The sequence below is a fragment of the Haloferax chudinovii genome, from assembly GCF_042663345.1.
In the GTDB taxonomy this organism is placed as follows: domain Archaea; phylum Halobacteriota; class Halobacteria; order Halobacteriales; family Haloferacaceae; genus Haloferax; species Haloferax chudinovii.
Window position 1 is genome coordinate 1 of the sequence record NZ_JBHTAB010000010.1, and the last position, 22485, is coordinate 22485.

Here is a 22485-nt window from a genome sequence, read left to right on the forward strand (position 1 = left end):
CGATAGGGACGCGAACGCGGCGTGGAACGTCCTTTCTCGCGGTGTGAAGAAGCGGTTAGGAGCGGGACGCTCCGAATCAACGCCTGTGGAGACTGCGCTCCCTGTGGATACCTCGGTATCTGCAAAGTGCGTCGTGGAAACAGGAAGCCCCACCCTCAAGCGCGAGCCGTCAGGCGAGCGGTAGGGTGGGGTAGTTCACTCCGTCCCCGCCGGCAACGCCTCGCACGGGAATGCCTCCGCGTCACTCCGTCCGCGACTGCCGACGGAGTTCGTTGACTACCGTGGGACGCACGATACCCACGCCGAACAGCGCGACGAGTTCCACGACCTCGTCGTGCAGATATTGCTGTGCCAGGTACCACGCCGTGAGCCCGAGGAACATGAACGCGAGCGTCGTCTTCGTCTCGGCGCTCAAAAGCGAGTCACGAGCCATACGCGACGTTCGGGGACATCGCCTGTAAAGCCGACCCACCGGAGGGAAACGGTCGGCCCGCCGCGACCGGGTCCACCGGCCGACGCCGTGAGCGACCCCGACCGCCGAGTCCGCTCGGCGCAGAGACCCGCCGAAACGGGGGACGCCGGTCGTCATCGGTTGAGCGCGTCCGAACGGGCGATGAGTTCCGGAACCGACTGCCCGGACGATTCGACGACGTCGAGCGTCACGCGTCTGGCCTCGTACGGTTCGACGATTGCGCCGGGGCCGCCGACGGTCAGCCGTTCGGTGCCGTCGTCGACGGTGAACGAGTTCTCGATGGGAATCGAGTTCGTCGTCGGTTTCACGAGCCCCTGCGTGATGTCGGTAATCGTCCCCGAGCGCGTTTCGAACGCCTCGTTCGAGTCCGCCGGTCTGAGTTCGACCTCCGCGACGAGCGTGTAGCCGCGTTTCTGATACCGGGTCGCCGCGAAAATCGCGTGTCGGAAGCGGTCGTACGTCGCCGGAAGCTCGTCGGGTTCGTGGAGGTAAATCTCCTCTGCGAGCGGCCAGTAGTTGCCGAGAAACGAGCCCACGAGCGCGGGAGACAGGCGGTCTTCGGTGAAGCTAATCGCCTGGTGGTTCGACCCCCGACCCATGACGAACTCCGGCGGGGAAAACAGCCCGTGGGTTCGGTCGACACAGACGAGCATCGGACCGCCGTCGGCCCAGTAACGGACGACACTGCCGAGCCCCTGCAACGCCGACTCCGAGACGGCGTCGTCCCCGTGGCCGTTGGCGAGGACGAGCGTGAGCACCCCGCGGTCGACGGCGGCCGCCAGTTCGGACGCGAGGTCCGGAAGCAACGACGCCGGCACCGACACGTTGACCTCGTTTTCGGCCTGCTGTACCAGCGACGCGATGCGCTTTTTCACGGTGGACTTGGATTTGATGACCTCGTAGCGACGGTCCTCGCCGGGGTCGGGGTTGTGGATGGCTTCCAGCTGTGTTTCGAGTGAGGACAGCTGGTTTGAGAGCTTCCGGACGACGACCGCAGGGTCGACGGCGCGAATCGTCGTCGGCGTCTCGTGGTCGTTGACCTCGACGAGCCCGCGGTCCTCGAACTCTCCGAGGACGTTGTAGACGTAGCGCTTGGACACGCCGGCGCGCTGGGCGAGGTCGCTCGCTTTCGCCTCGCCCCGTTCCAAGAGCGCGACGTACGTGTCGACCTCCTTGTCGGAAAAGCCGAACGTCTTCAGCCGTTCGCGAACGGTTGGTTCATCGATGGTCACTACCCCGTCTTTCGAGGCGAACGATAATTGAACTGTTCGTTGGTGACAGGACTACGGGCGACGCGGCCGGCGGCGTCGGTTCGACGGCGGCGGCCCCGCGAGAGGGTTACTCTTCGGTGTCGTAGGACTCGCCGACCGCCGACGGCACGCGCGTGTAGCCGACGCCGACGAGGACGACGAGCACGGCGACGTAGGGGAACAGCCCGGTGATGCTCCCCGGAAGCGAGATGCCGATGGTCTGCAGTTGAATCTGGAGCATGTCCATCGCCCCGAACAGGAGCGACGCGCCGTACGTCCCCAGCGGGTTGTAGTTGCCGAAGAGGTACGCGACGATAGCGATCCAGCCGCGGCCGTCGACCATCGTCACGCCGGTTCCGGTGAACCCGCTCCCGATGCCGATAGACAGGACCGCGCCGCCCAGACCGGCCATGACGCCGGAGAAGATGACCGTCGCGTAGCGGACGCGGTTGACGTCGACGCCGGCGGTGTCGAGCGCCTCCGGGTTCTCGCCGGCCGCCTGGACCCAGTAGCCGTAGCGCGTGCGGAACAGGACGACCCAGGCCGCGACGGCGACCACGATGGTCAGCAAGACGAGCGGCGAGGCGTCGAAGAACAGCCGTCCGAGAACCGGAATCTCGGCGAGGACGGGCACCGAAACCGCGTCGATGTTCGGGAGCGAGGGGCTGGAGACGCCGCCCCACAGCACCGTGGCGGCGAACGGCCCGAAGCCGAGCCCGATGAACCAGACGGCGAGGCCGGCGACGATCTGGTTGGCCTCGTACCGAATCAACAGGACGGCGAACAGCGTCGCCAGCACGCCGGAGACGAGTGCGACCGCGATGAAGGCCAGCCAGAGGTGTACCTGCGTGATGCCGTCGCCGCCGGCGAGGAGCCAGGCGACCGCGGCACCGACGAGCGCGCCGAATATCATGAACCCCTCCAGCCCGATGTTGAACACGCCGCTTTTCTCGGCGTACAGGCCGCCGATGGCCGCGAGCGCGATGGGCGTCGCCGCCTGCAGGGCGCGTTCGAGCGCGCCGACCGTCACGAGGTCCGACCCCGGGAGGTCGACGAAAAGCAGGAGCGCGATGACAGCGACGAGCGCACCGAGGACGCCGACCAGCGTCCGGCGGTCGTCGACGAGCGTGCGAGCGGTGCTCATTCGCGGTCACCTCCGAGCGAGGTGTACCGTCCCGCCGCGCGGAACAGCTCCGGCGCGGCGACGAACAGGACGATGAGCCCGATAACGCCGTCGACGAGTTCGCTCGGCACGTCGAGCGTGAAGCCGATGTACTGGCCGCCGGCGTCGAGGCCGCCGAACAGCAGGCCGGCGGGAATCACGCCGAGCGGGTTGTTCGCCGCGAGGAGACTCACGGCGATGGCGTCGAAGCCGAACGTGGGGAACGTGTTGGGGTCGCTGTAGTAGCCGAGAATCATAATCGCGAAGAGCGCGCCGGCGAGGCCGGCGATCATCCCGGAGATGGTCATCGTCCGGACGATCATCCGCTTGGGGTCGACCCCGGAGTACTTGGCGGCGGGTTCCTGATAGCCGCTCGTGACGAGGTCGTAGCCGAAGCCGGTCCGGTCCATCACCAGATAGACGACGGCGACCGTCAGGAGCGCCACCCCGAGTCCGAGAATCGAAAACGACGGGCTCTCGAAGACGAGTCCGGGAAGCCCGACGTAGTCGGGGAACTGTTCGGTGTTCGGCGCGGCCGCCCCCTCCGGGCGGAGGTACGCGTCGAGCAGGAAGTAGACGACGCCCGAGGCGATGAAGTTCAGCATGATGGTCGTGATGACCTCGTTCGCGCCGGCGTACGCCTTCATCATCCCCGGGAGCGCCCCATACGCGCCGCCGGCCGCCAGCGCCAACAGCGCGGCCAGCGCCATCAGCGGAACCGCGGAGATAGACGAGTTCGGGAGCAACGGCGCGGCGAACAGGATGCCGAGGGTGGCCGCGAAGCCGCCGACGACGAACTGGCCCTGCACGCCGATGTTGAACACGCCCGCGCGGAACGCGACCGCGACCGCGACGCCCGTCAGGATCAGCATCGACGACTGCCGGAGCATGAACGCGAGGTTCGAGGCGTTCCCGACCGCGCCGTACACGAGCGACGAGACGAACTCGACGGCGTCGTACCCGGAGGCGGCGACGATGACCGCGCCGATGAACAACGCGAGCGCGGTCGCGACGAGCGCGATGACGACGCGTTCGAGCGCCGAGGCGTCGAGCATGCGGTCGGCGATGCGGTCCGCGAGAGACCGGACGCCGGTGGCGGCGTCGCTCACGCGTCGCCCTCCACGCCGTGTGGCGCGCGTTCGGTGCCGTCCCGAGCCCGGCCGGCCATCAGTAAGCCGAGTTCCTCTTCGGTCACGTCGTCGGGGTCGACGGTGTCGACGACCGACCCCTCGTACATGACGGCCGTGCGGTCCGAGAGCTTCTGGACCTCGTCGAGCTTCGACGAGACGAGGAGGATGGCGACGCCCTCCGCCCGCATGTCCTGGAACCGCTGGTGGATGAACTCGATAGAGCCGATGTCGACGCCGCGGGTCGGGTGGGCCGCGACGAGCACCGACGGGTCGCGTTCGAGCTCGCGGCCGACGATGAACTTCTGTTGGTTCCCGCCCGAGAGCGATTTCGCGGTCGCCTCGGAGTTCCGCGGTCGCACGTCGTACTCCTCGATTATCTCGTCGGCGTGGTCGCCGATTCGTTGCCAGTCGAGAAAGAGCCCGTCGGAGAAGGCGTCCATCGTCTGGTTGCTCAAAAGCGCGTTCCTGACGAGCGTGTAGTCCTGAACGAGGCCCTCTTCGAGCCGGTCGCCGGGGACGTACGAGATGCCGTCTTCGATGCGGCGGCGACGGGACAGCTCGGTGATGTCGCGCCCTTGAAGCGAGACCGTGCCCCGCTCCGGGGTTCGCATCCCGGTGATAGCCTCGACGAGCTCCTGTTGGCCGTTGCCCTCGACGCCGGCGATGCCGAGAATCTCCCCTTCCCGAACCGAGAGACTCACGTCGCGGACCTGTTCGAGCCCGCGCTCGTCGCGCACGGTCACCCCGTCGACGGTGAGCGCGACCTCGCCGGGCGTTCCGTCCGCCGAGTCGACGTCGAACAACACCTCGCGGCCGACCATCATGCGGGCGAGTTCGTTCTGCGAGGTCTCCGCCGCGTCGACCGTCCCGACGGCGCTCCCGTCGCGGAGGACGGTGATGTCGTCTGCGGCGTGCATCGCCTCGTCCAGCTTGTGGGTGATGAAGATGAGCGACCGCCCGTCGGCGGTGAGCGCCTCCATCACGTCGAACAGTCCCTCGACCTCTTGGGGCGTCAACACGGCCGTCGGCTCGTCGAGGATGAGCGTGTCGGCACCTCGATAGAGGCTCTTGACGATTTCGACGTGCTGTTGGATGCCGAGCCCGAGCTCTTCGATGGGCGTGTCGAGATGCTCGTCGACGGAGAAGCCGTACGTGTCGCAGATTTCGGTGATGCGACGGCGGGCCGCCCGCTCGTCGACGAGGCCCCGCGTCGAGGGCTCGTGACCGAGCACGATGTTCTGGAGGACGGTCATGGTGTCGACGAGCTGGAAGTGCTGGTGAATCATCCCGATGCCCGCCGCGATGGCGTCTCTGGGCGAGTCGAACGAACGGGGCTCGCCGTCGATGGCGATGGCCCCCTCGTTCGGGTCGTACAGGCCGTACAGGACGTTCATCAGGGTCGTCTTTCCTGCTCCGTTCTCCCCGATGACGGCGTGAATCGACCCGTGGTCGAGCGTGAGGTCGACGCTGTCGTTGGCGACGACGTCGCCGAAGCGTTTCGTGATGTCCGTGAGCTGAACTGCTGGTGCGGTCGTGTCTGTCATGGGTTGGAGTCTACGCTGTCAGTAAAAACCCTGCGAGGTGGTGCCATGGCGGCGTCGCTAGCAACCGCTGGCGCTACACGGCACGGTGACGTCGCCGTTGATGATGGCCTCTCTCGCCGCTTCGAGGTTCTCTGTGACCACGTCCGGAAGCTCGCCGCCGACCGCCTGCCCTAAGACGACGCGGACGGCCTCCTCTTCGAGACCCAGGATGTTCGCGCCCTGGACCGCCGACCAGTTGTCCTGAACGGTGGCCTCAGCGACCTCGTAGGTCCCCTCGTTGATGTACTTCACCGCAGAGCCCATGATGACGTCTTGGTACTCGGGAAGCGTGACGGACTGGTCCGCGTCGACGCCGATGGCGAACCGGTTTGCGTCCTGCGCCGCCTGGAACACGCCCTGTCCCGCCGCCGACGCGGCGTGGTAGACGATGTCCGCGCCGGCGTCGTACTGCGAGGTGGCGATGTTGTTGGCGGTCTGCGTGTCGGTGTAGTTCCCGATGTAGCCGACCGTGACGTCGAGGTTCTCGTCGACCCACTCGACGCCCGCCCGGTAGGAGCGCTCGAAGGCGTTGATGAGCGAGCCGTCGACGCCGCCGACGAACCCGACGGTGGACGTCTCGGGGTCGAGCGAGTTCCCCTCGTAGGAGAGCTCGCGGGTCGTCATCGTCCCCGCCAACACGCCCGCCTGGAACGACATCTGGTGGTTCGCCCACGTGTACCCCGCGACGTTCGGCTGGTCGATGGAGTCGTTGATTAACATCCAGTTCTGGTCCGGATACGCCTCGGCGTTCGTCTGGAGCGCCTGCGTGTGGTTGTAGCTGACGAGCACGACGAGGTCGTAGTCGGGGTTCGTGCTCTCGGCGAGCCGAGACTGAACCGTCTGGTAGTTCGACTGGTTCGTCTCTTCGACCTGCTGGATTTCGATGTCGTACTCCTCGGCGGCCGTCTGAAGCCCCTGAAGCGCGAGGTCGTTGAACGCTTGGTCGCCGAAGCCGGCCGGACTGGAGACGATAGCGACGTTCGTCGTCCCGCCGTCCGACCCGCCGCTTTCGGTCGTCTCGCCGGTGGTCTCCGAGTCCCCGCCGTCGTCCGCGGCGGTCGTCGTGGTCGCTTCGGAGTCGCCCCCGGAGAGACAGCCCGCGACCCCAGCTATCGCCGCGAGGCTGATTCCCGATTTGAGAACGTCGCGGCGCTCGACGCCTCGCCGTGTCTCCTGAGTCCCTGTCCCATCTGTCGAATCGCCTGCACCAGTGTCCCTTGCTGCCATTATGTTTCCTCAGACTCACTCAGACTTGAGTAACATAAATAATTATGTGCTATTTTCGCATCGTGAACGAGTGAGACGAAAGTGTGAGATAGTCGTTTACCGCACGTCCGCTCGAAACCGGGCGGGGCCGACGACCCGGACGCGCGCGGGAGCGGTCGCGTCCGTTCGACCTAGTTTCTGAACGCGACTGGGCGACGATTCACCGAATCGTCAATTTAGATCGGGGGATTAATCATAATCACACCCAAAAGACTCGGAGATGACCTACGAGAACCTCGATTCCGACCTCATCAACGCGCTCCTCGCAGACGGGCGGCGCAGTCTCCGGAGCCTCGCCGAAGAACTCGACGTGTCGGTGACGACCGTCTCGAACCACCTGCGAGACCTCGAAGACGAGGGAATCATCGAGGGCTACACGCCCCGCGTCGACTACGACGCGCTCGGCTACGACGTGACCGCGGTCATGCACCTCAAAGTGGAGGGGAGCGCCCTCTCGGAGGTCACCGAACTGCTCGCCGCCGAGCCGCAGATGGTCTCGGTGTACGAGGTCACCGGGGACTACGACGTGCTCGCGGTCGGGAAGTTCAGGAACACAGACGACATGAACCGCCAGATCAAGGCGCTGTTGAGCGAGGCCCCGATTCGGGAGTCGAACACGAGCGTCGTCCTCAACGCGGTCTCCGAAAACGATCAGTTCGACCTCGGCGACGACGACGCCTGAGGCGGCGGCTCAGTCGATGCGGAACTCGAACCGCGAACCGCCTGCGGACCCCTCCGAGACCGTCACCTCCCAGCCGTGTGTGGCCGCGACCTGCGAGACGATGTTCAGGCCGAAGCCGGTCCCCTGCGGCGACGTGGTGTAGCCGGCTTCGAACACGGTGTCGCGGTCCTCCGCGGGGATTCCCACGCCGTCGTCTTCGACGAAGAACCCGCGGTCGGTCTCGCCGACGGTGACGGTCACACCGCCGTCGGCAGAGCCGTGTTCGGCGGCGTCGTCGGACGGAGTCCGACTGCCCGTCGAGCCGTGCTCGACGGCGTCACCAGACGCAGTCTGGTTGCCTGTAGAACCATGTTCTACAGCGTCGTCGGATGAACTCCGACTGCCCGTCGAGCCGTGCTCGACGGCGTTCCGAAAGAGGTTTTCGAGGAGTTGCTGGAGTTGGTCGCGGTCAACGTCGACGACGGTGTCGGTCTCGACGGCTAATGTCGCGCCGTCGGTCACTACGTTCTGCCAGCACGTCCGCGCGAGGTCGGACAGCGCGACCGGTTCGACCGTCATGGCGTCGTCGCCGTCGCGGGCGAGCACGAGCAGGTCGCTGATGAGGTCGTCCATTCGGTCCAGCGCGCGGTCGATATCGTCGAGGTGCTCGCTGGCGCACTCGTCTTGAACGAGTTCGAGCCGGCCCATCGCGACCTGCAGTGGGTTGCGGAGGTCGTGACTCACGACGCTCGTAAAACGGTCGAGCCGCTCGTTCTGTTCGACGAGTTCGGCCTCGCGTGCCTTCTGGTCGCTGATATCGCGAATCATCGCGACGAACAGGTCCTCCCCGGCGAGGTTGAGCTGGATGAGGTGCACCTCGGTGGGGAACGTCGTGCCGTCGCGGCGTTCGAGCGCGCCTTCGAACCGCTGTGGCTCGTTCGCCGGGAGGTCCGCCCAGAACGACTCCGAGCGGTCCTGTTCGGAGGTGGGGTCGAGGTCCCAGACGGTCTTGCCGACGAGTTCCGACTCGCTGTAGCCCAGTTCCTCGAACATCCGCTGGTTCACGTCTTGGATGGTGCCGTCGTCTTCGTGAACGACGACGAGGTCCGGCGAGTGTTCGAACAGGGCTTCGAGCCGGGCGGTGTTCGAACGCAAGAGCCCCTCGTAGGTCTTCCGCGGCGTGATGTCGTCTTGGAACCCGACGAAGAAATCGATCACGCCGTCGTCGTCGAAGATGGGCGCGACGCGCACGCGATTCCAGAACTCGGAGCCGTCTTTGCGGTAGTTCAGTAGCTCGGTCGTCACGGGCTCACGCTCCTCGACCGCCGCCCGGAGTTCGTCGACGGCGGCCTCGTCGGTCGCCTCGCCCTGCAGGAACCGACAGTTCCGACCGACGGCTTCGTCACGGCTGTACCCGGTGAGTTCGGTGAACTGCTCGTTGGCGTAGACGATGGGGTTGTCCGCGGCGTGGGGGTCGGTGAGGACGATTCCGATGGGCGCTTCGTCCATCGCCCGCTCTCTGACCGACAGGCGCGTCTCGAGCGGCTCGCTCCGCGGTGTCCGAATGGCCCGGGCGAGCTCGACGGCGTTCTCGATACGCGTGGCGAGGAGTCGGTACTGGGTCGCGTCGTCGCCCTTCCGGAGATAGTCGGTCGCGCCCGCGGAGAGCGCCTCGCCCGCGATTTCCTCGCGCGCCCGTTCGGTAAAGAGGATAAACGGGAGTTTGGGAAACTCATCGCGGACCCGCGACAGCACGTCGAGCCCGTCGAGTTCGGGCATGTCGTAGTCGCAGACGACGCAGTCGAACGCCGCGTCACCGCGCCGAATCCGGTCGAGCGCGACCCGCGGGTCCGACTCGGTATGGACGGTGAATCGCCCGCGCTCGCGTTCCAGTTGCGACGCGACGCGCGCCGCGAAGTCGCGGTCGTCTTCGATGTAGAGGACGTCGATAGACGCTGACACCGAGAGGGAACGCGACGCGTTAGGGGACGAATCCATACACGACGGCACATAGCACCAAGAGACTATAATGGTGATGCTAGGCTAGATGAGGACGTGCCGCAGTCACGGCCGCGCCGGACTCCCTCCGCCCGATGAGAGACCCGTCAAGCGAGAGGCGCGCGCCCGTCGGTACGTCGACCGCACACACCGGTTCGCGCGCTTGCGAGTCCGGCGACGATGGAACCCGGATTCGAGAGGCCGACGTGGGAATAGTAAAAGCGCATCGGCCGGTTCGTAAACAGAGCGCTTATAATTCAGAATCCGCTTTCAAACGGTGATGACAGCCTCCGACGAATCCGAACGCAACACGCCATCGCGGCTCGCCCGCGCGCTCTTCGCGAGCGGCCTCGCCGTCCTGGCGATTCGCAACCTGACCGACCTCGACGGCCGTATCGCCTACGCGGAGGCGAAGGGCGTCCCCGAGGCGGACCGACTCGTCCCGGCGGCGAGCGGCCTGCTCCTCGGCGGGAGTATCGGCATCGGCCTCTGGAAGCTCCCCAAACTCGCTTCCGCGAGCGTCGCGGCGTTCTTCGCCGGCGTCACGCCGACGATGCACGACTTCTGGGCCGTCGACGACGACGCCCGCGACGAGGAACTCACGTCGTTCCTGCAGAATCTGACGCTGTTCGGCGCGGCGCTCGCGTTCTTCAAGCGCGCCTCGAACGAGTAACGCCAAACCGACACCTCCGTTTTTCCGCGGTCACACGTCGATTGTGTCGTCGTCTCCCGCTTCAGCCACGCGTCTGAGCGCGGAGGGGCTGAGCAGTCCGACGGTGACCGACCCGACTGCGATGAGCGGCGAGCCGTCGACGAGCCAGTACACTGCGAAGGGGACGCGACGGGGGCGAGAACCGGTTGGAGGCCGGCGCGTCGGGGACACCCCACCGTTTCCAGTATATCGGCGGCGGCCCCCGGACATCACGTTAAGACGGGTCCGCGTCGTCGGCACCGAGCGGGCGATGGAAGCCAACGAAGAACTCGACCGCGCCGTCGTCGTCGCGGACAGCTCCACCATCGGAAGGCGAGCGAGCGGAAGCCTGTATAGAATATATATTACTAGAAGATGTCGGCGACAATAAACTATATGCGGTGTGACACAGTTGACATCCCCATATGGAAGTGGCAAGGAACGTCCGAGAGCTCGCGGCGGTTCTCGAACAGTTTACGGAGACGACCGGTGCGGTCTGTGAGCTCGAGTTGACGAGCGAGAGGGATTCGGCTGTGAACGGTGCCGTGGCTTCGGTCACCGTCGAGTACGACCTCTCGTCGGAGTGCGCGGTCGACCCGAACCGGCTCACCGTCTCGTCGCCCTCGGCGTCGGTCACAGACGGCCGGCTTCGACTCGGACTCGACGTGGTGCTCGCCCCCCCGGCGAGCGGCGACGCCGACCCGCAATCGGCGTCGACCGGCCACACCGCCGAGTACGACTCCGAACCGACCGAGCCGACGGTCGCTCGAACCGACGGTTCCGGGGCGAACGACGCGGCGGGTGGCGCTCCTGTCGGACCCGGCGCGTCGCCGCCCACGATGGAGTCCAAAGTCCCGTCTGTGAGGGGCGGGCCGTCGGGGGGTGACCGATTCGCACCCGCGTCGACGGGCGACGCCACCGAGGCGGACACGGAGACGGACGCGGACGCCACCGCGACGACAGAGCCAGCGGTGGACGCGGACGCACAAGCGGACGCGGAGTCGGAGCGCGACGCGGTACCGGCCCATCACGACCCGGTTCGGCTTCGGGAGGTCTACGAGACCTGCGAGACGTTCAAGCAGATGACCGCCGAGCTCGGCGTCGACGTGACCCCGCAGACGGTCCGCAACCAGATGATTCAACGCGGGATTCACGAACCGGAATCCTACGGCCCACCGACCGAGACGGCGGCTTCGAGCGGGACAAGCGACGCGGGCGACGAGGCGCGGACACCGGAGCCGCGCGTCGCTGACGGCGAGAGTTCGGCCGAGTCGGAACCATCAGCCGAGTCGGAACCATCAGCCGAGTCGGAACCATCAGCCGAGTCGGAACCATCAGCCGAGTCGGAACCATCAGCCGAGTCGGAACCATCAGCCGAGTCGGAACCATCAGCCGAGTCGGAACCATCTGCCGGAGCGGAACCATCTGCAGGGACGGGAGGCGGGGCCACCGCCGACTCGACGGGGCCGGATGACCTCCCGTCGCTTCCCCCATCGGTGGCCTCCTTCGACTGCTCGACGGCCGACGTGTGTGCGGCCGTCGCCGGCGCGAAGACGCTGTACGAAGTCGAGCGTCACCTCGGACTCGACCGCCCCGAGGTCCGCGACGTTCTGACCGCGCTCGACCTCCTCGACCTCGTCACCGGACGGATGGCCCGGCGCGACCGGTCGGCGGCGAGTCCCGCCGACGTTCGAACACGAGTGCGCGCCGCGCTCGACGGAGATTCCGAGTGAACCGGCCGGACAACCACCGGCCCGACTGGAGGCGGGCGACACGGGGACGCACGCCCGGTTCCAAGAGTCCACAGAGAGCGGGATGCATGCTGTGAGATAGCTCAGAAACCGGAACAGCCGGTCGCTGAGAGCTGACTGCGGCCGTCTCCGACGTGCTTCGACAGGGACGGGTCCGGACGAGTGAGACGGTGCCGTCGCGAACGCGACTGTGGGCCGCCCCGTCCGCGGCGGCCGACGCCGGAAGATACGCCGAACCATCGCGAGAGACGATGAAACATCTTTTTCCATAGTATAATTGAATACTGATATTTTTTGTTGTCCGACCGTGACGTACTCCGCAACTCGGCCGGAAACGCGGTCACCGACGTCAGTGAGTCCGCCCGGGAGACACGTCCAGCCAGACCGGCCAGCGCGTTCGATACCCGGCCGCATGCGGGCCGGAACCCACGAGTCTGCGGTGCGAACGCGACGCGACTCGAACGGCACCGAACGCGACACGGACAGACAGCTCGCGGAGACCGGTACGGCCAACGAGAGCGTCCATCTCTCGTCGCTGTTCCCGGGGTCGTCGCGGAACGTCTCCCGCCCGTCTTCGCCGGTCTCGACGGCCGAGTGGCGGGGTTCTGAGAACGGACTTCCGCATCGGTGACCGCCCGACGACGACGATTCGGGACCCTCCACTCGACGCCGGACGACGACGATTCGGGAGACTCTCGGGCGAGCGCCGATGCGCTACCTCCCATCCGATTCAGGCGGGTCGCCGACCGTCTCTTCGAATGTTTTACTCTTAGATGATATTTTTTAGTTTCCTATCATTTTATTAGTATTTTCCAGAACGCGGCTCCCGACCGAGAGCCGTGAGCGTTCCCGGCTCCGCGTCCCGTCGAATCACCCCGAACACGTCAACACGTTTCAGTCGTACTGTGACGTCGGTATTGATGTTAGAACTCACGACGGCGACACTCCCCGCCATCGCGGCGCTCCCGGGTGGGGTCGGACGCCGGGTGCGGTGTGAGGGCTGAGTGGGCGTCAACTGACAGATTTCCCCGTCGACGGCCTCCGTAGTCGCGGTTCGCGGGGTTGACGCACGGACTTGCGGGAGTCTGTGTCGAATCTTTATCTGTGTGGGCGTCTAGCAGGGAGGTATGAACGGCCCGGACACCGCGGACGAAACGAGCTTCTATTTCGACTACGAACTGCAGGTCGATGCGACCCGCGACGCCGTAGCGAAGCTCGCTCGTGAGGTCCTCCAGTACGAGTGGGCCGACTACCTCCGCGCGTCGCCGCCGGCGGGCGCACACGCGTGGCACGCCCTCGATTCGGGGCGACCGTGGGGCCGCGTCACCCCCGCGGCGTGGGAGCGCGGCCGCGACAGCGGCTACGACCTCCACTTCGAGCACTACCCGACGCCGCGCGCCCTCGAGCGCGGGCAGTTCCGGCTCGAACTCCACCTCGAAGACGGCGTCCACGGCGACGCCGACTTCTCCGGTGACTCGCCGTACGCGGCGCTCCGCGACCGACTCGTCGCGGCGCTCGACGAGGCGCGCGACGAGCACGACGACCTCCCGTCCGGCGAGTTCGGCACCGGGCGGACCCTCTGGCGGGTCGACTCCCACTTCCTCGCGGGCGACACCGTCGCCTACTACGAGGCGCTCCGCGAAGCGCTGTCGGCGCACGACCCGTTCGTCGACGCCGTGGCGGCCGTCCTCGAGGGCGAACTGCCCGACTGCGACCCGTTCGAGCGCGACTGACGCGCCGGGGCGACCGCCGACTCGCGGTGCGTGCCGAACCCGGCGAGTGCCAACAGGGACGCGGCGACGCCCGGATTCCGCCCCAGTTGGTCCCCCGGTCGGAGCCGACGGGCCGGGGTGCGTGCGGCCGAATCAGGGGCGCGCCCGGCAGTTCGAAGCTGTCCGGAGAAGAAAGTACACAATCAAGCCATCAGTACCGATATATAGCTACATTTGCGCACAGAGTGTCGGTGACTGCGAAAGAATTATACTATTTGTCGCCTGTCTGTGAAACGATGACAGACGCACTCGAAGTCGCCCCGCACGTGATCACGGAGGGGTCGACTATTCGGCATTCGACGCTGTGTACGGAACAGACAGTGGTGGAGATCGAAGCCGAGACCGTCCGGACGATATACGACGACGAGGAGTTCGTCTACCCGCGCGACCAGCTCGCGCTCGACCTCTCGGTCGGTCGGTTCGAAGTCGTCTCCTAACCCCGCTTCGGGGCGGCGCGGTCGTGGGGACCGTCGGCCGCAACCAGTCGGGCGAGAAAATTATCGGCGCGTTCGACCTCGTGATTTCGTCGAGTCCGAGCGTCGGGACGGTGTACAAGCGCTTCCGCCGCATGGGCGACGTGGCCCTCGACGAGGGTGCCGACGAGGACTCGGACGCGCTGGGCGCTGACATGTCCGAACTCCGCGGCACCGAGCGGCTACAGGACGTCCGCGAATCTGTGTTACGACCGACGAGAAGCGAGACGACTGAACGCGCGAGCCGTCGAGCGGGACGCATCGCGCTTCCGAGGCCGACTCCCCGGCGGCCTACCGCCCGCCCTCTCCGAACTCGCTCGACAGGATACCGGGGAGGTCGGTCAGCCAACTGCCGACCGCGCAGACGACCATCACGCCGACCGTGCCGAGAGCCGCCGCGGGCGCTCACGGGAGACTCGTCGGGACGCGAGGATGGCCAGTCGGCCTCGGTAGTGGTGGTGGGTCTACGGAAGGAACACCGAGGCTCGGTTGGTCCTGACCAGATAGATATCTCTTAGGCGCTTCTAAAAATATATCGGAGCCCACGAATATCAGCCGCGTACAACGTCGAACAAGGGCGTTCGGGTCGTCGAGCGGTCGGTCGGCCGCGGCCGGTCGCCCGCGGCGGCTTGGTGACACGTCGTCCCGGTCGGTGGTCGGCCGCGGCGGTCGGAGAACGGCGATACTGTCCGTTCCGACCGAGGTATTTTTGATTGACACGTCCGATAGCGGAGGTATGGTTCCCCAGTTGTCGTCGGGTATCGCACCGATTCCGAGCATCGAAGGCCGCCCCGTGTACACCGCCTCGGGCGAGCGATTCGGCGAGGCCGTCGACCTCTGTGTCGACCTCGACAACGACCGCGTGACCGCGCTTCTCGTCTCCGTCGAAGACCCACCGGAGGAGTTGGAGGTCGGTCCGCGCGGCGTCCGGGTTCCCTTCGAGTCCGTGCGCGGGATGGCCGACATCGTCGTCTTGGCGGGCGACCCGGCGCTCGGGGGCGCCGACTGACCGCGGCGGCTCCGCGTTCGACCGCCCGCGCCGACGGCGAAAACTCGTCGTCGATGAACAACTGTGTAGATACGTTGATACGAGTGGATAGAGTAGGCGAGTTGTGAGTTTCTACGAGTCGATTCACCAGTTCGTGGGCGAACGCGAGACGCTCCGGTCGGTCAACCACTACGAGGAGATGACGGTGCTCCTGACCGAGACGCGACTCGTCCAGATTCGACACGACGGCGCGCAGGCGACCCCCGAGAAAGTGCGAGAGGTGCGGACGATACAGCTCAACCGGCCCGGCTTCGCCGACTGCTCGGTCGAACTCGAATCGGACCGGACGGTCGTCGGCTTCCGCGACGGCACCGGCGAGACGGTTCGGATGGTCGCGTTGCCCGCCCGCGACTTCGAGTTCGCGGCGACGTTGTCGGCCGTCCTCGGCGATGCGGAAGTCGGCGCACCGTTCGCCGGGGAGTAACCCGAGCGACCGCGGCGGGGACAGCCGCGAGCCCGAGGAGGCGACGCGTCCGACATCGTGACAATCTATTTACGTGATACCGACGAACGGTCGAGTGACGTGGAACACGCCGGTCGCTGTGCCTACGAGCACGTCTTCGACGCCGCCGACGAGAGGGATGCCGACGAGTCGCCGCCGGTGTGGCGGTGTCCGCACCCCGCGAGCGACGGCACCGACCGCTGTCTCTTCCATCGCCCCGTCGAGGAAACGCGGCCCGCGGCCGTTACCGAGGCGCTCCGCGAGGCGGTCGAAGACGACGCGCGGCCCTCGGCGTTCGTCGGCGGGGCGTTCGAGCACATCGACCTCGCGGGGGTAACGCCCGGGTCCGGCGCGTCGCTGGACTTCCGCGGCGCGATGGTGAAAGCGGATATCGACCTCCGCGACGCGACGCTCGACGGCGCGCTCCGCCTCGACCGCGTCTCGGTCGGCGGCGCGGTGTGCATGCAACGTCTCGACGCGCCCGAGGCGGTCAGCTGTCGCCACCTGCAGGCCGGCGACCGCTGGGTTCTCTGCGAGGCGCGCTTCGGCGCGCGCTTCGACGCGACCGGCTTCAGCGCCGAGACGGTCGTGGCGACGGCGGCGCGCTTCGAGGGCGGGGCGACGTTCAGGAAGGGCGTCGTCGACGCCGACGTCTCCGTCGCGGAGGCGTACTTCGGCGGGCCGGCGTGGTTCTCCCACACCCGACTGGACGGCCGCCTCGACCTCGGGAGCGCCACGTGCGACCATCGGCTCTCGCTGGCGCACTGTCGCGTCCGCGGGGACGTCGTCGCCGCGGCGGCGACCGTCGACGACGGCCTCTCGCTCGAACACCTGACGGTCGACGGCGCACTCGACGCGACCCGACTCACGGTCGACGGCGGTATCGACGCGACGACCGCCGCCTTCGGCGACCGGGTCGACTGCACGGGACTCACCGCTCGCGGCGGGACCGTCGACTTCACCCACAGCGCGTTCGATGGGCCGGTCTACTTCGACAACGCCTCGGTCGAGGGCCGGGCGCTCTGCTTTCGGAGCGCGCGGTTCGAGTCGGGGCCGGCGTCGTTCGTCCGCGCGACCGTCGACGGGGGGCTCGACCTCTCCGATGTGGTCTGTTCGGCCGAGTCGCCCGTCCGGTTGGTCGAAGCCGCCGTCGAGGAAAGCGTCGTCTGCGACCACGCGCGCTTCGGCGACGAACTGTTCTGCTCTGGCGTCCGCGTCGCCCGCGACGTGGACCTCTCGGACTGCACCGTCGGAACGCTCACCTTCGGCGTCGAAATCGGCGGGCGACTGGATTTCGCGTACGCCCACGTGACGGACGCCGCGGCGTTCGGCGACACCGTCGTCCACGGGCCCGCTCGGTTCACCAGCGCGCGGTTCGACGCGGACCCCGCGCTCACCGAGGCGACCCTCGACGACACGGTCGCGGCCTACGATGTGACCGTCGAGCGCGCCGGCGGACCGTGACGTGAGTCGGGCGGGGTCGGGTCGGGTCGGGTTGGGTTGGGTCGGGTTGAACGCCCGGCCGCAGTCCGACCCGAGTCCGGCGAACATTATATATCGCGCGGGAGAATGGTCTCAGGTATGTCGAGTGACGGGCAGAACACCCTCATCGCCCTCTACCGACGGTACGTCGACGCCGACCCCGACGAGACGACCGTCTACGCGGGCTTCGCGCTGTTCTTTACGGCTATCGGACTGCTCGCCGTCGCGCTCGCGGCGGTGGTGTGGAGCGGCGGCATCCCGCCCGAGAACATCTTCAAGTACGAACTCCGCGAGGTCGCGGGCGTCACCGGCGCGCTCGGGATTCCCCTCCTCCTCGCCTCCGTCGTGGTCTTGCTACCCTCGCAGTACCGGTTTCCGAAGCTCCTCGCGGGCGCGGGACTGGTCGTCTGTGCGGTCGCCGTCGTCCAGTTCGTCGGCGCGTACCCCCACAACTGGAACGTCGCCGCGAGCGCCGACCGGAGCGGCCGCATCGTCGGTATCTACTCGCTCGGCGCGGTGGCGGTCGTCGCCGCGAGCGGCACGTCGCTCGTCGGCTTCCAACTCGCCCGCGCGAGGACGAGCGGTCCCGCCGCGGACGCGAGCGACGCGGAGTCCAACACGGGCGACGGGGAAGACGAGGAAGCCGTCGCCGCGCAGGTCCGCCGCGACATGGACGATGCGCTGTCGGACAGCGAACTGTCGTGGGGCGGCGTCCGCAAGACCGAGACCACCCGCCTGAAGCTCGACACCGCCACCGTCGACGACGTGGACCGCGCGGGCTTCGAGAACGCGAAGGCGACCGAGACGCGCGGCGGGGGCGTCGACGACGCGGTCGCCGGCCTGCAGGGGCTCCGCGGCGGGAAGACGGATACGGCGGTCGGCGACAGCACGGACGACCAGACCGCCGCGCTGGCCGAGTTACGGAAGCGACAGCAGGCCGAGGCCGAACGCGAGGACACCGAAGGACTGGTCGACCGGATTCGCGGACTGTTCTCCTGAGCCGTCGCGGGCCGTCGGTCGGGAAGTGATACGGGGTCTGTTGGCGAGTGACTCGGTATCGGTTCGGCGTCGGTCCATCGGCCGAACCGAATCGCAAAAGCGCATACAGATTTATGCGACAGCCCTGCGACGCGTGAGGTATGGCGAAAGGCCTTGACGTAGGTACCATGAACATCCTGTCCGCGAGTCAGGATGGAAGTGAGACCGTATTTGTCCAGCAACGAAACTCGTTCGTCGAAATCGACTACAGCGACATGGCGGAGCAGATGCTCTCGCGGAGCGACGTGCTCCACATCCGCAAGGACGACAAAGTGTACGTCGTCGGCGACGACGCGCTCAACTTCGCCAACATCTTCGGCAAGGAGACGCGCCGACCGATGCAACACGGCATCCTCTCGTCCGAGGAGTCCTCCGCGATTCCGATGATCAAGCTCATCATCGAGCAGGTCGTCGGCTCGCCCTCCCGACCGAACGAGCGCCTGTTTTATTCGAGTCCCGCGGACCCCATCGACTCCGACCTCTCGACGCTGTATCACGACAAGACGCTCGAATCGATGCTCGGCGACATGGGCTACGACCCCGAACCCATCAACGAGGGGATGGCGGTCATCTACAGCGAGCTCGCCGACAACAACTTCACCGGCCTCGGCGTCTCCTTCGGCGCGGGCATGACGAACATCTGTCTGGCGTACTACGCGGTGCCGGTCATGCAGTTCTCCATCGCCCGCGGCGGCGACTGGATCGACCAGCAGACCGCACAGGCCACCGGCACGGCCGTCGACAAGGTCACGTCCATCAAGGAAGACGACTTCCAGCTCGACTTCCGCACCGACGTCGGCGGCGTCGAGGGCGCGCTGTCGATTTACTACGAGAACCTCCTCGACTACGTCATCGAGAACATCGAACGCGAGGTCGACGAGGAAGACATCGAAGAGGGCCTCGACGTGCCCGTCGTCGTCACCGGCGGCACCTCCAGCCCCGAGGGCTTCGAGGAACTGTTCGAACACCACCTCGAAGACTCGACGATTCCGTTCTCGGTCAACGAGGTTCGGAGCATCGACCGCCCCCTGTACAGCGTCGCCCGCGGCTCGCTCGTCGCCGCCCGCTCCGAAGAGGAGTCCAACGGGAGCGCCTCCGAGCCCGAACCGGAAGCCGAAGCCGCGCCGGACTCGAACTGAGCGCCGACCCGAGCTGACGCATCCGACCGGACAGTACGTCACGACCGGGGTCGACGCGCCGCCGGCGACGCGCGAGCGCGCGTCACTCGTCGCCCGCGCGGTCCCCGCGGTCGCCGTCCTCCCCGTTTGTCAGTTGCGAGTCGGTGGACTCGCGGTCGGTGGCTTCGTCGTCATCGGCATCGACCACGTCTTCAGTCGCGTCGCCGCTCTCGTCTTCTGCGCCGGCCTCGTCGCGCTCGGCTTCGGTCTCGCCGTCGCCGTCGGTCGACTTGCCGCTATCGGCTCCGCCAGCACCGCCCGCGTCCGCGTCCCAGTCCCCGTCCCCCTCACGCGCCTCGCGGACCGCTCGCTCGCGGAAGCGGGCTATCGCGTCGTCCCACGACTCTCGGCTCGGCGCGTCGCGCTCGTGGACCGTCTCGACGCCGACGAAGCCGCACCGCTCGCAGTAGCGCGCCGCGCGGCCGTCGAGAGAGAGCGTCGAGAGGGGCTGTGAACACCGCGGGCAGGTCATGGCGTCTGCGGATGGTTCTCGCGCGGGTCGTATAGAACTACCCCGTCGGCGGCGCGTCCGAGTCAGGCTGTGGCAGTATGCTAACAGAAGATTCACCACTGATGACGTGTCAAAGAGGGACGATGAAGGTCCTCTGTTTCGGTGTGGGGCAAGCGGGTGGAAACGTCCTCGACGCCCTCCTCCGGTACGAACAGCGCACGAACGCCGACTACGTCGTCGATGCGGTCGCGTACAACACCGCGTCGGCCGACCTCCGCGGCCTCGACCTCGTTCCCGAGGAGAACCGCATCCTCTTCGGCGCGGACGAGGTGAGCGGTCACGGCGTCGGCGCGGACAACGAACTCGCCGCGGAACTCGCCGAGCGCGACAGCCGACAGCTCTTGCGGGGCACCGACGGCGCGCCGACCTCCACGGCCGACGCCTTTCTCATCTTCGCGGGCCTCGGCGGCGGGACGGGGAGCGGCGCGGCCCCCGTGCTCGCAAAGCACCTCAACCGCGTCTACGAACAGCCCATCTACGGCGTCGGCGTCCTCCCCGCCGCCGACGAGGGCGCGCTGTACTCGCGCAACGCCGCGCGGTCGCTCAAGGCGTTCGTGGACGTGACCGACCACGTGTTCGCGTTCGACAACGGCGCGTGGGCCGAAAGCGGCGAGGACGTCGCGGCGGCCCACGAGTCGATGAACGAGGAACTCGTGCGCCGTCTCGGCATCCTCTTCGCCTCGGGCGAGGTGGGCGAGTCGGAGAGGGTCGGCGAGAGCGTCGTCGACTCCTCGGAGGTCATCAACACCCTCCGCGGCGGCGGCATCTCGACTATCGGCTACGCGGCGAGCGAACTCCCCGAGAGCGACGGCGGCGGCGGCTTCAGCATCTCGGGACTCTTGGGCGGAGGGTCGTCGTCGTCGGACGACGTCGACTCCATCAACCGCATCACGACCCAGACGCGGAAGGCGGTGCTCGGGCGACTCACGCTCCCGTGCGACGTCGACTCCGCCTCCCGCGGACTGGTCGTCGTCAGCGGCCCGCCCGAGTGGCTCAACCGGAAGGCCATCGAGCGGAGTCGGACGTGGGTCGAAGAACAGACCGGGAGCATGGAGGTCCGCGGCGGCGACTACCCGCTTCCGGAGTCGAACCACGTCGGCGTGCTCGTCCTCCTCGGCGACGTGTCGAGGAGCGACCGCGTGGCCGAGATTCGGTCGACCGCCGTCGAGGCCGAGCAGGACCGCCGCGAACGGGAGGTGGGCGACGCCGCCGCCAGCGAAGACAAAACGGAGGCCGTCGTCGACGACCGCCTCGACTCCCTGTTCTGAACCGACGACCGACGACCAATCGACGACACCGGCGGTCAGTCCAGCGTTCTCCCGCCGGCCTCGACCACCGTCGGCGTCCGGAATGGTCTCGGGTCGGAGAAAGTGTCAAATACTCCCTCGCCGAACAGTCGGACGCGTGTCCGAGACTAGCATAGCGGCGACGCCGCGCATCCTCGCCTACGGTCCGCCACCGGCGGGTCCGATAGCGACAGAGCGCGACGTAGACGTCGAGTTCGTGAGGTCGAGTCGGGAGTTGTTCGAGCGATTGACCGAGGGGCCGGTGCATCTCGTCGTCTGCCTCCACGCCCCGCCGACGTTCGACGGCGTCGAGGCGGTCAAAGGGATTCGCCGGTTCGACGCGACGGTTCCGGTGGTACTGGCGTCGCGGGTCCGCAACACGATGCTCAACCTGCAGGCGATACAGTCGCAGGTCACCTGGAGCGTCGGTCTCGAGGGCGACGTGCCCGTCGAAGAGGCGCTGTCGGAGCTCGTCGTCGATGCGAGCGAGTGGGTGGCGCGGCAGGCAGAGTAGCGAAACCACGTCCGTCGAGCCCCGCCCGAAGTCGAACCGCGGTCAGTCGTCGGTCGTCCGGGAGGTCGCGAGCGCATTCCTACAACAGTTCTTCGGCGCGGTCGCTGTGGGTTGTGGCCCGGACGAAGGCGTCTTCGGTACGACGAGGAGACGAACGTTCCGCCATGGCGTGTGCTACGATACCGACGAGCATAGTCGTTTCAGTAACTGTAATAGCGTTATAACCGTTACACCACTGCCGGGTTGTTCGATAGGCTGACAATCAGAATCATTTATATATTCGAAGCCATTGTGTTCAACTGGATGCATCACCGTACAGAGTAACCCCTCGGACGCATCCACCTGACCGAACTCATCCCCCTTCCCCCCCTTCCCCATTAGGTTCGGTCACCCTTCACGGGGCGCGCTAACGATTTACTAGCGACTGTCGTATCGACACCCATCGGAAGAGCCGACGGTCGAGCGAGCACGACCGCCTCGAATCTCGACCCCCATCATAGTGCTGACTATGCAATATTGTGTGAGAATGAAAGATCTCTGATCTTTCAATATACAGTTTTATTTTCTGATAAATACCTCTTTTTGTTGGATTTCTACAGTATATTGGCAAATATATCTATTATTCTCCTCTATCTTTATTTTATTTACCTATTTCTAGTATAATTTAATACTATCTATTTGGCAATACAGGATTATAGTGTCTATGATACGCACAGCTACTATTAGGAAGACGTTCGGTTCGAAAACAGACCATCAGTCGGTACCGCGGACGCCTCG

General features: G+C 66.5%; 22 protein-coding genes and 1 pseudogene. 14 read left to right on the top strand and 9 right to left on the bottom strand.

What is annotated here, in order from left to right; genetic code table 11:
* Positions 1-184: pseudogene (locus ACFQI8_RS15560) on the top strand (RNA-guided endonuclease TnpB family protein); the annotation flags it as partial.
* Between the two features lie 57 nt (positions 185-241).
* Here ACFQI8_RS15560 and ACFQI8_RS15565 read toward each other — a convergent pair.
* The 6 genes from ACFQI8_RS15565 to ACFQI8_RS15590 all read right to left on the bottom strand — a co-directional run bounded on the left by ACFQI8_RS15565 (position 242) and on the right by ACFQI8_RS15590 (position 6824).
* Entirely contained in the window at positions 242-433 is a 192-nt protein-coding gene (locus ACFQI8_RS15565; protein WP_390246367.1) for a hypothetical protein, read from the bottom strand.
* A 152-nt stretch (positions 434-585) separates the two neighbouring features.
* A complete protein-coding gene (locus ACFQI8_RS15570) occupies positions 586-1704 on the bottom strand; it encodes a TrmB family transcriptional regulator (RefSeq protein ID WP_390246369.1) in 1119 nt (372 codons plus the stop codon).
* Positions 1705-1810: 106 nt separating this feature from the next.
* A complete protein-coding gene (locus ACFQI8_RS15575) occupies positions 1811-2866 on the bottom strand; it encodes an ABC transporter permease (RefSeq protein WP_390246371.1) in 1056 nt (351 codons plus the stop codon).
* Positions 2863-3993, bottom strand: coding sequence for an ABC transporter permease (locus ACFQI8_RS15580; RefSeq protein ID WP_390246373.1), 1131 nt, complete (start codon positions 3991-3993; stop codon positions 2863-2865). The genes ACFQI8_RS15575 and ACFQI8_RS15580 overlap by 4 nt, the downstream gene beginning before the upstream one ends.
* The gene (locus tag ACFQI8_RS15585; RefSeq protein WP_390246375.1) at positions 3990-5558 is read right to left on the bottom strand and encodes an ABC transporter ATP-binding protein; all 1569 of its coding nucleotides are present in this window, start codon (positions 5556-5558) and stop codon (positions 3990-3992) included. The genes ACFQI8_RS15580 and ACFQI8_RS15585 overlap by 4 nt, the downstream gene beginning before the upstream one ends.
* A gap of 57 nt (positions 5559-5615) precedes the next feature.
* Positions 5616-6824 carry a BMP family lipoprotein gene (locus ACFQI8_RS15590; protein WP_390246377.1) on the bottom strand — a complete coding sequence of 403 codons (1209 nt, stop codon included), beginning with the start codon at positions 6822-6824 and terminating at the stop codon, positions 5616-5618.
* A gap of 259 nt (positions 6825-7083) precedes the next feature.
* Between ACFQI8_RS15590 and lrp the strand changes: the two genes are divergently transcribed.
* The gene (gene lrp, locus ACFQI8_RS15595; protein ID WP_390246379.1) at positions 7084-7545 is read left to right on the top strand and encodes an HTH-type transcriptional regulator Lrp; all 462 of its coding nucleotides are present in this window, start codon (positions 7084-7086) and stop codon (positions 7543-7545) included.
* A gap of 9 nt (positions 7546-7554) precedes the next feature.
* Here lrp and ACFQI8_RS15600 read toward each other — a convergent pair whose 3' ends face one another.
* Positions 7555-9522: a PAS domain S-box protein gene (locus tag ACFQI8_RS15600; RefSeq protein ID WP_390246381.1), complete on the bottom strand. Its 1968-nt coding sequence runs from the start codon at positions 9520-9522 to the stop codon at positions 7555-7557.
* A gap of 280 nt (positions 9523-9802) precedes the next feature.
* Here ACFQI8_RS15600 and ACFQI8_RS15605 point away from each other — a divergent pair, with 280 nt between their 5' ends.
* Positions 9803-10195, top strand: a complete 393-nt coding sequence (locus tag ACFQI8_RS15605) for a DoxX family protein (RefSeq protein WP_390246383.1) — start codon at positions 9803-9805, stop codon at positions 10193-10195.
* A gap of 30 nt (positions 10196-10225) precedes the next feature.
* On the opposite strand, the gene ACFQI8_RS15610 is transcribed toward ACFQI8_RS15605, so the two are convergent.
* Positions 10226-10348: a hypothetical protein gene (locus ACFQI8_RS15610; protein WP_390246385.1), complete on the bottom strand. Its 123-nt coding sequence runs from the start codon at positions 10346-10348 to the stop codon at positions 10226-10228.
* Positions 10349-10638: 290 nt separating this feature from the next.
* Here ACFQI8_RS15610 and ACFQI8_RS15615 point away from each other — a divergent pair, with 290 nt between their 5' ends.
* The 9 genes from ACFQI8_RS15615 to ACFQI8_RS15655 all read left to right on the top strand — a co-directional run bounded on the left by ACFQI8_RS15615 (position 10639) and on the right by ACFQI8_RS15655 (position 19358).
* Positions 10639-11946, top strand: coding sequence for a DUF8073 domain-containing protein (locus ACFQI8_RS15615; protein WP_390246387.1), 1308 nt, complete (start codon positions 10639-10641; stop codon positions 11944-11946).
* Between the two features lie 457 nt (positions 11947-12403).
* Complete coding sequence (locus ACFQI8_RS15620) at positions 12404-12595, top strand: hypothetical protein (RefSeq protein WP_390246389.1); 192 nt, start codon at positions 12404-12406, stop codon at positions 12593-12595.
* 496 nt (positions 12596-13091) lie between these two features.
* On the top strand, positions 13092-13697 hold the full coding sequence (locus ACFQI8_RS15625; protein ID WP_390246391.1) for an acetyltransferase: 606 nt from the start codon (positions 13092-13094) through the stop codon (positions 13695-13697).
* A 275-nt stretch (positions 13698-13972) separates the two neighbouring features.
* Entirely contained in the window at positions 13973-14173 is a 201-nt protein-coding gene (locus ACFQI8_RS15630) for a hypothetical protein (RefSeq protein WP_390246393.1), read from the top strand.
* A gap of 772 nt (positions 14174-14945) precedes the next feature.
* Positions 14946-15218, top strand: coding sequence for a PRC-barrel domain-containing protein (locus tag ACFQI8_RS15635; RefSeq protein WP_390246395.1), 273 nt, complete (start codon positions 14946-14948; stop codon positions 15216-15218).
* 103 nt (positions 15219-15321) lie between these two features.
* Positions 15322-15681 carry a hypothetical protein gene (locus ACFQI8_RS15640; protein ID WP_390246397.1) on the top strand — a complete coding sequence of 120 codons (360 nt, stop codon included), beginning with the start codon at positions 15322-15324 and terminating at the stop codon, positions 15679-15681.
* Between the two features lie 99 nt (positions 15682-15780).
* Positions 15781-17163 (top strand): pentapeptide repeat-containing protein, encoded by a 1383-nt coding sequence (locus ACFQI8_RS15645; RefSeq protein ID WP_390246399.1) that lies wholly within the window; start codon positions 15781-15783, stop codon positions 17161-17163.
* A gap of 117 nt (positions 17164-17280) precedes the next feature.
* Entirely contained in the window at positions 17281-18180 is a 900-nt protein-coding gene (locus tag ACFQI8_RS15650) for a cell division protein CdpA domain-containing protein (protein WP_390246400.1), read from the top strand.
* 140 nt (positions 18181-18320) lie between these two features.
* Complete coding sequence (locus tag ACFQI8_RS15655; protein ID WP_465261726.1) at positions 18321-19358, top strand: disk-shape morphogenesis protein volactin; 1038 nt, start codon at positions 18321-18323, stop codon at positions 19356-19358.
* An 82-nt stretch (positions 19359-19440) separates the two neighbouring features.
* Here ACFQI8_RS15655 and ACFQI8_RS15660 read toward each other — a convergent pair whose 3' ends face one another.
* Positions 19441-19869: a zinc finger domain-containing protein gene (locus tag ACFQI8_RS15660; RefSeq protein WP_390246401.1), complete on the bottom strand. Its 429-nt coding sequence runs from the start codon at positions 19867-19869 to the stop codon at positions 19441-19443.
* Positions 19870-19991: 122 nt separating this feature from the next.
* Here ACFQI8_RS15660 and ACFQI8_RS15665 point away from each other — a divergent pair, with 122 nt between their 5' ends.
* Both ACFQI8_RS15665 and ACFQI8_RS15670 read left to right on the top strand, forming a co-directional pair.
* Complete coding sequence (locus ACFQI8_RS15665) at positions 19992-21176, top strand: tubulin/FtsZ family protein (RefSeq protein ID WP_390246403.1); 1185 nt, start codon at positions 19992-19994, stop codon at positions 21174-21176.
* Positions 21177-21312: 136 nt separating this feature from the next.
* On the top strand, positions 21313-21708 hold the full coding sequence (locus ACFQI8_RS15670) for a histidine kinase (RefSeq protein ID WP_390246405.1): 396 nt from the start codon (positions 21313-21315) through the stop codon (positions 21706-21708).
* Positions 21709-22485 lie beyond the last annotated feature (777 nt).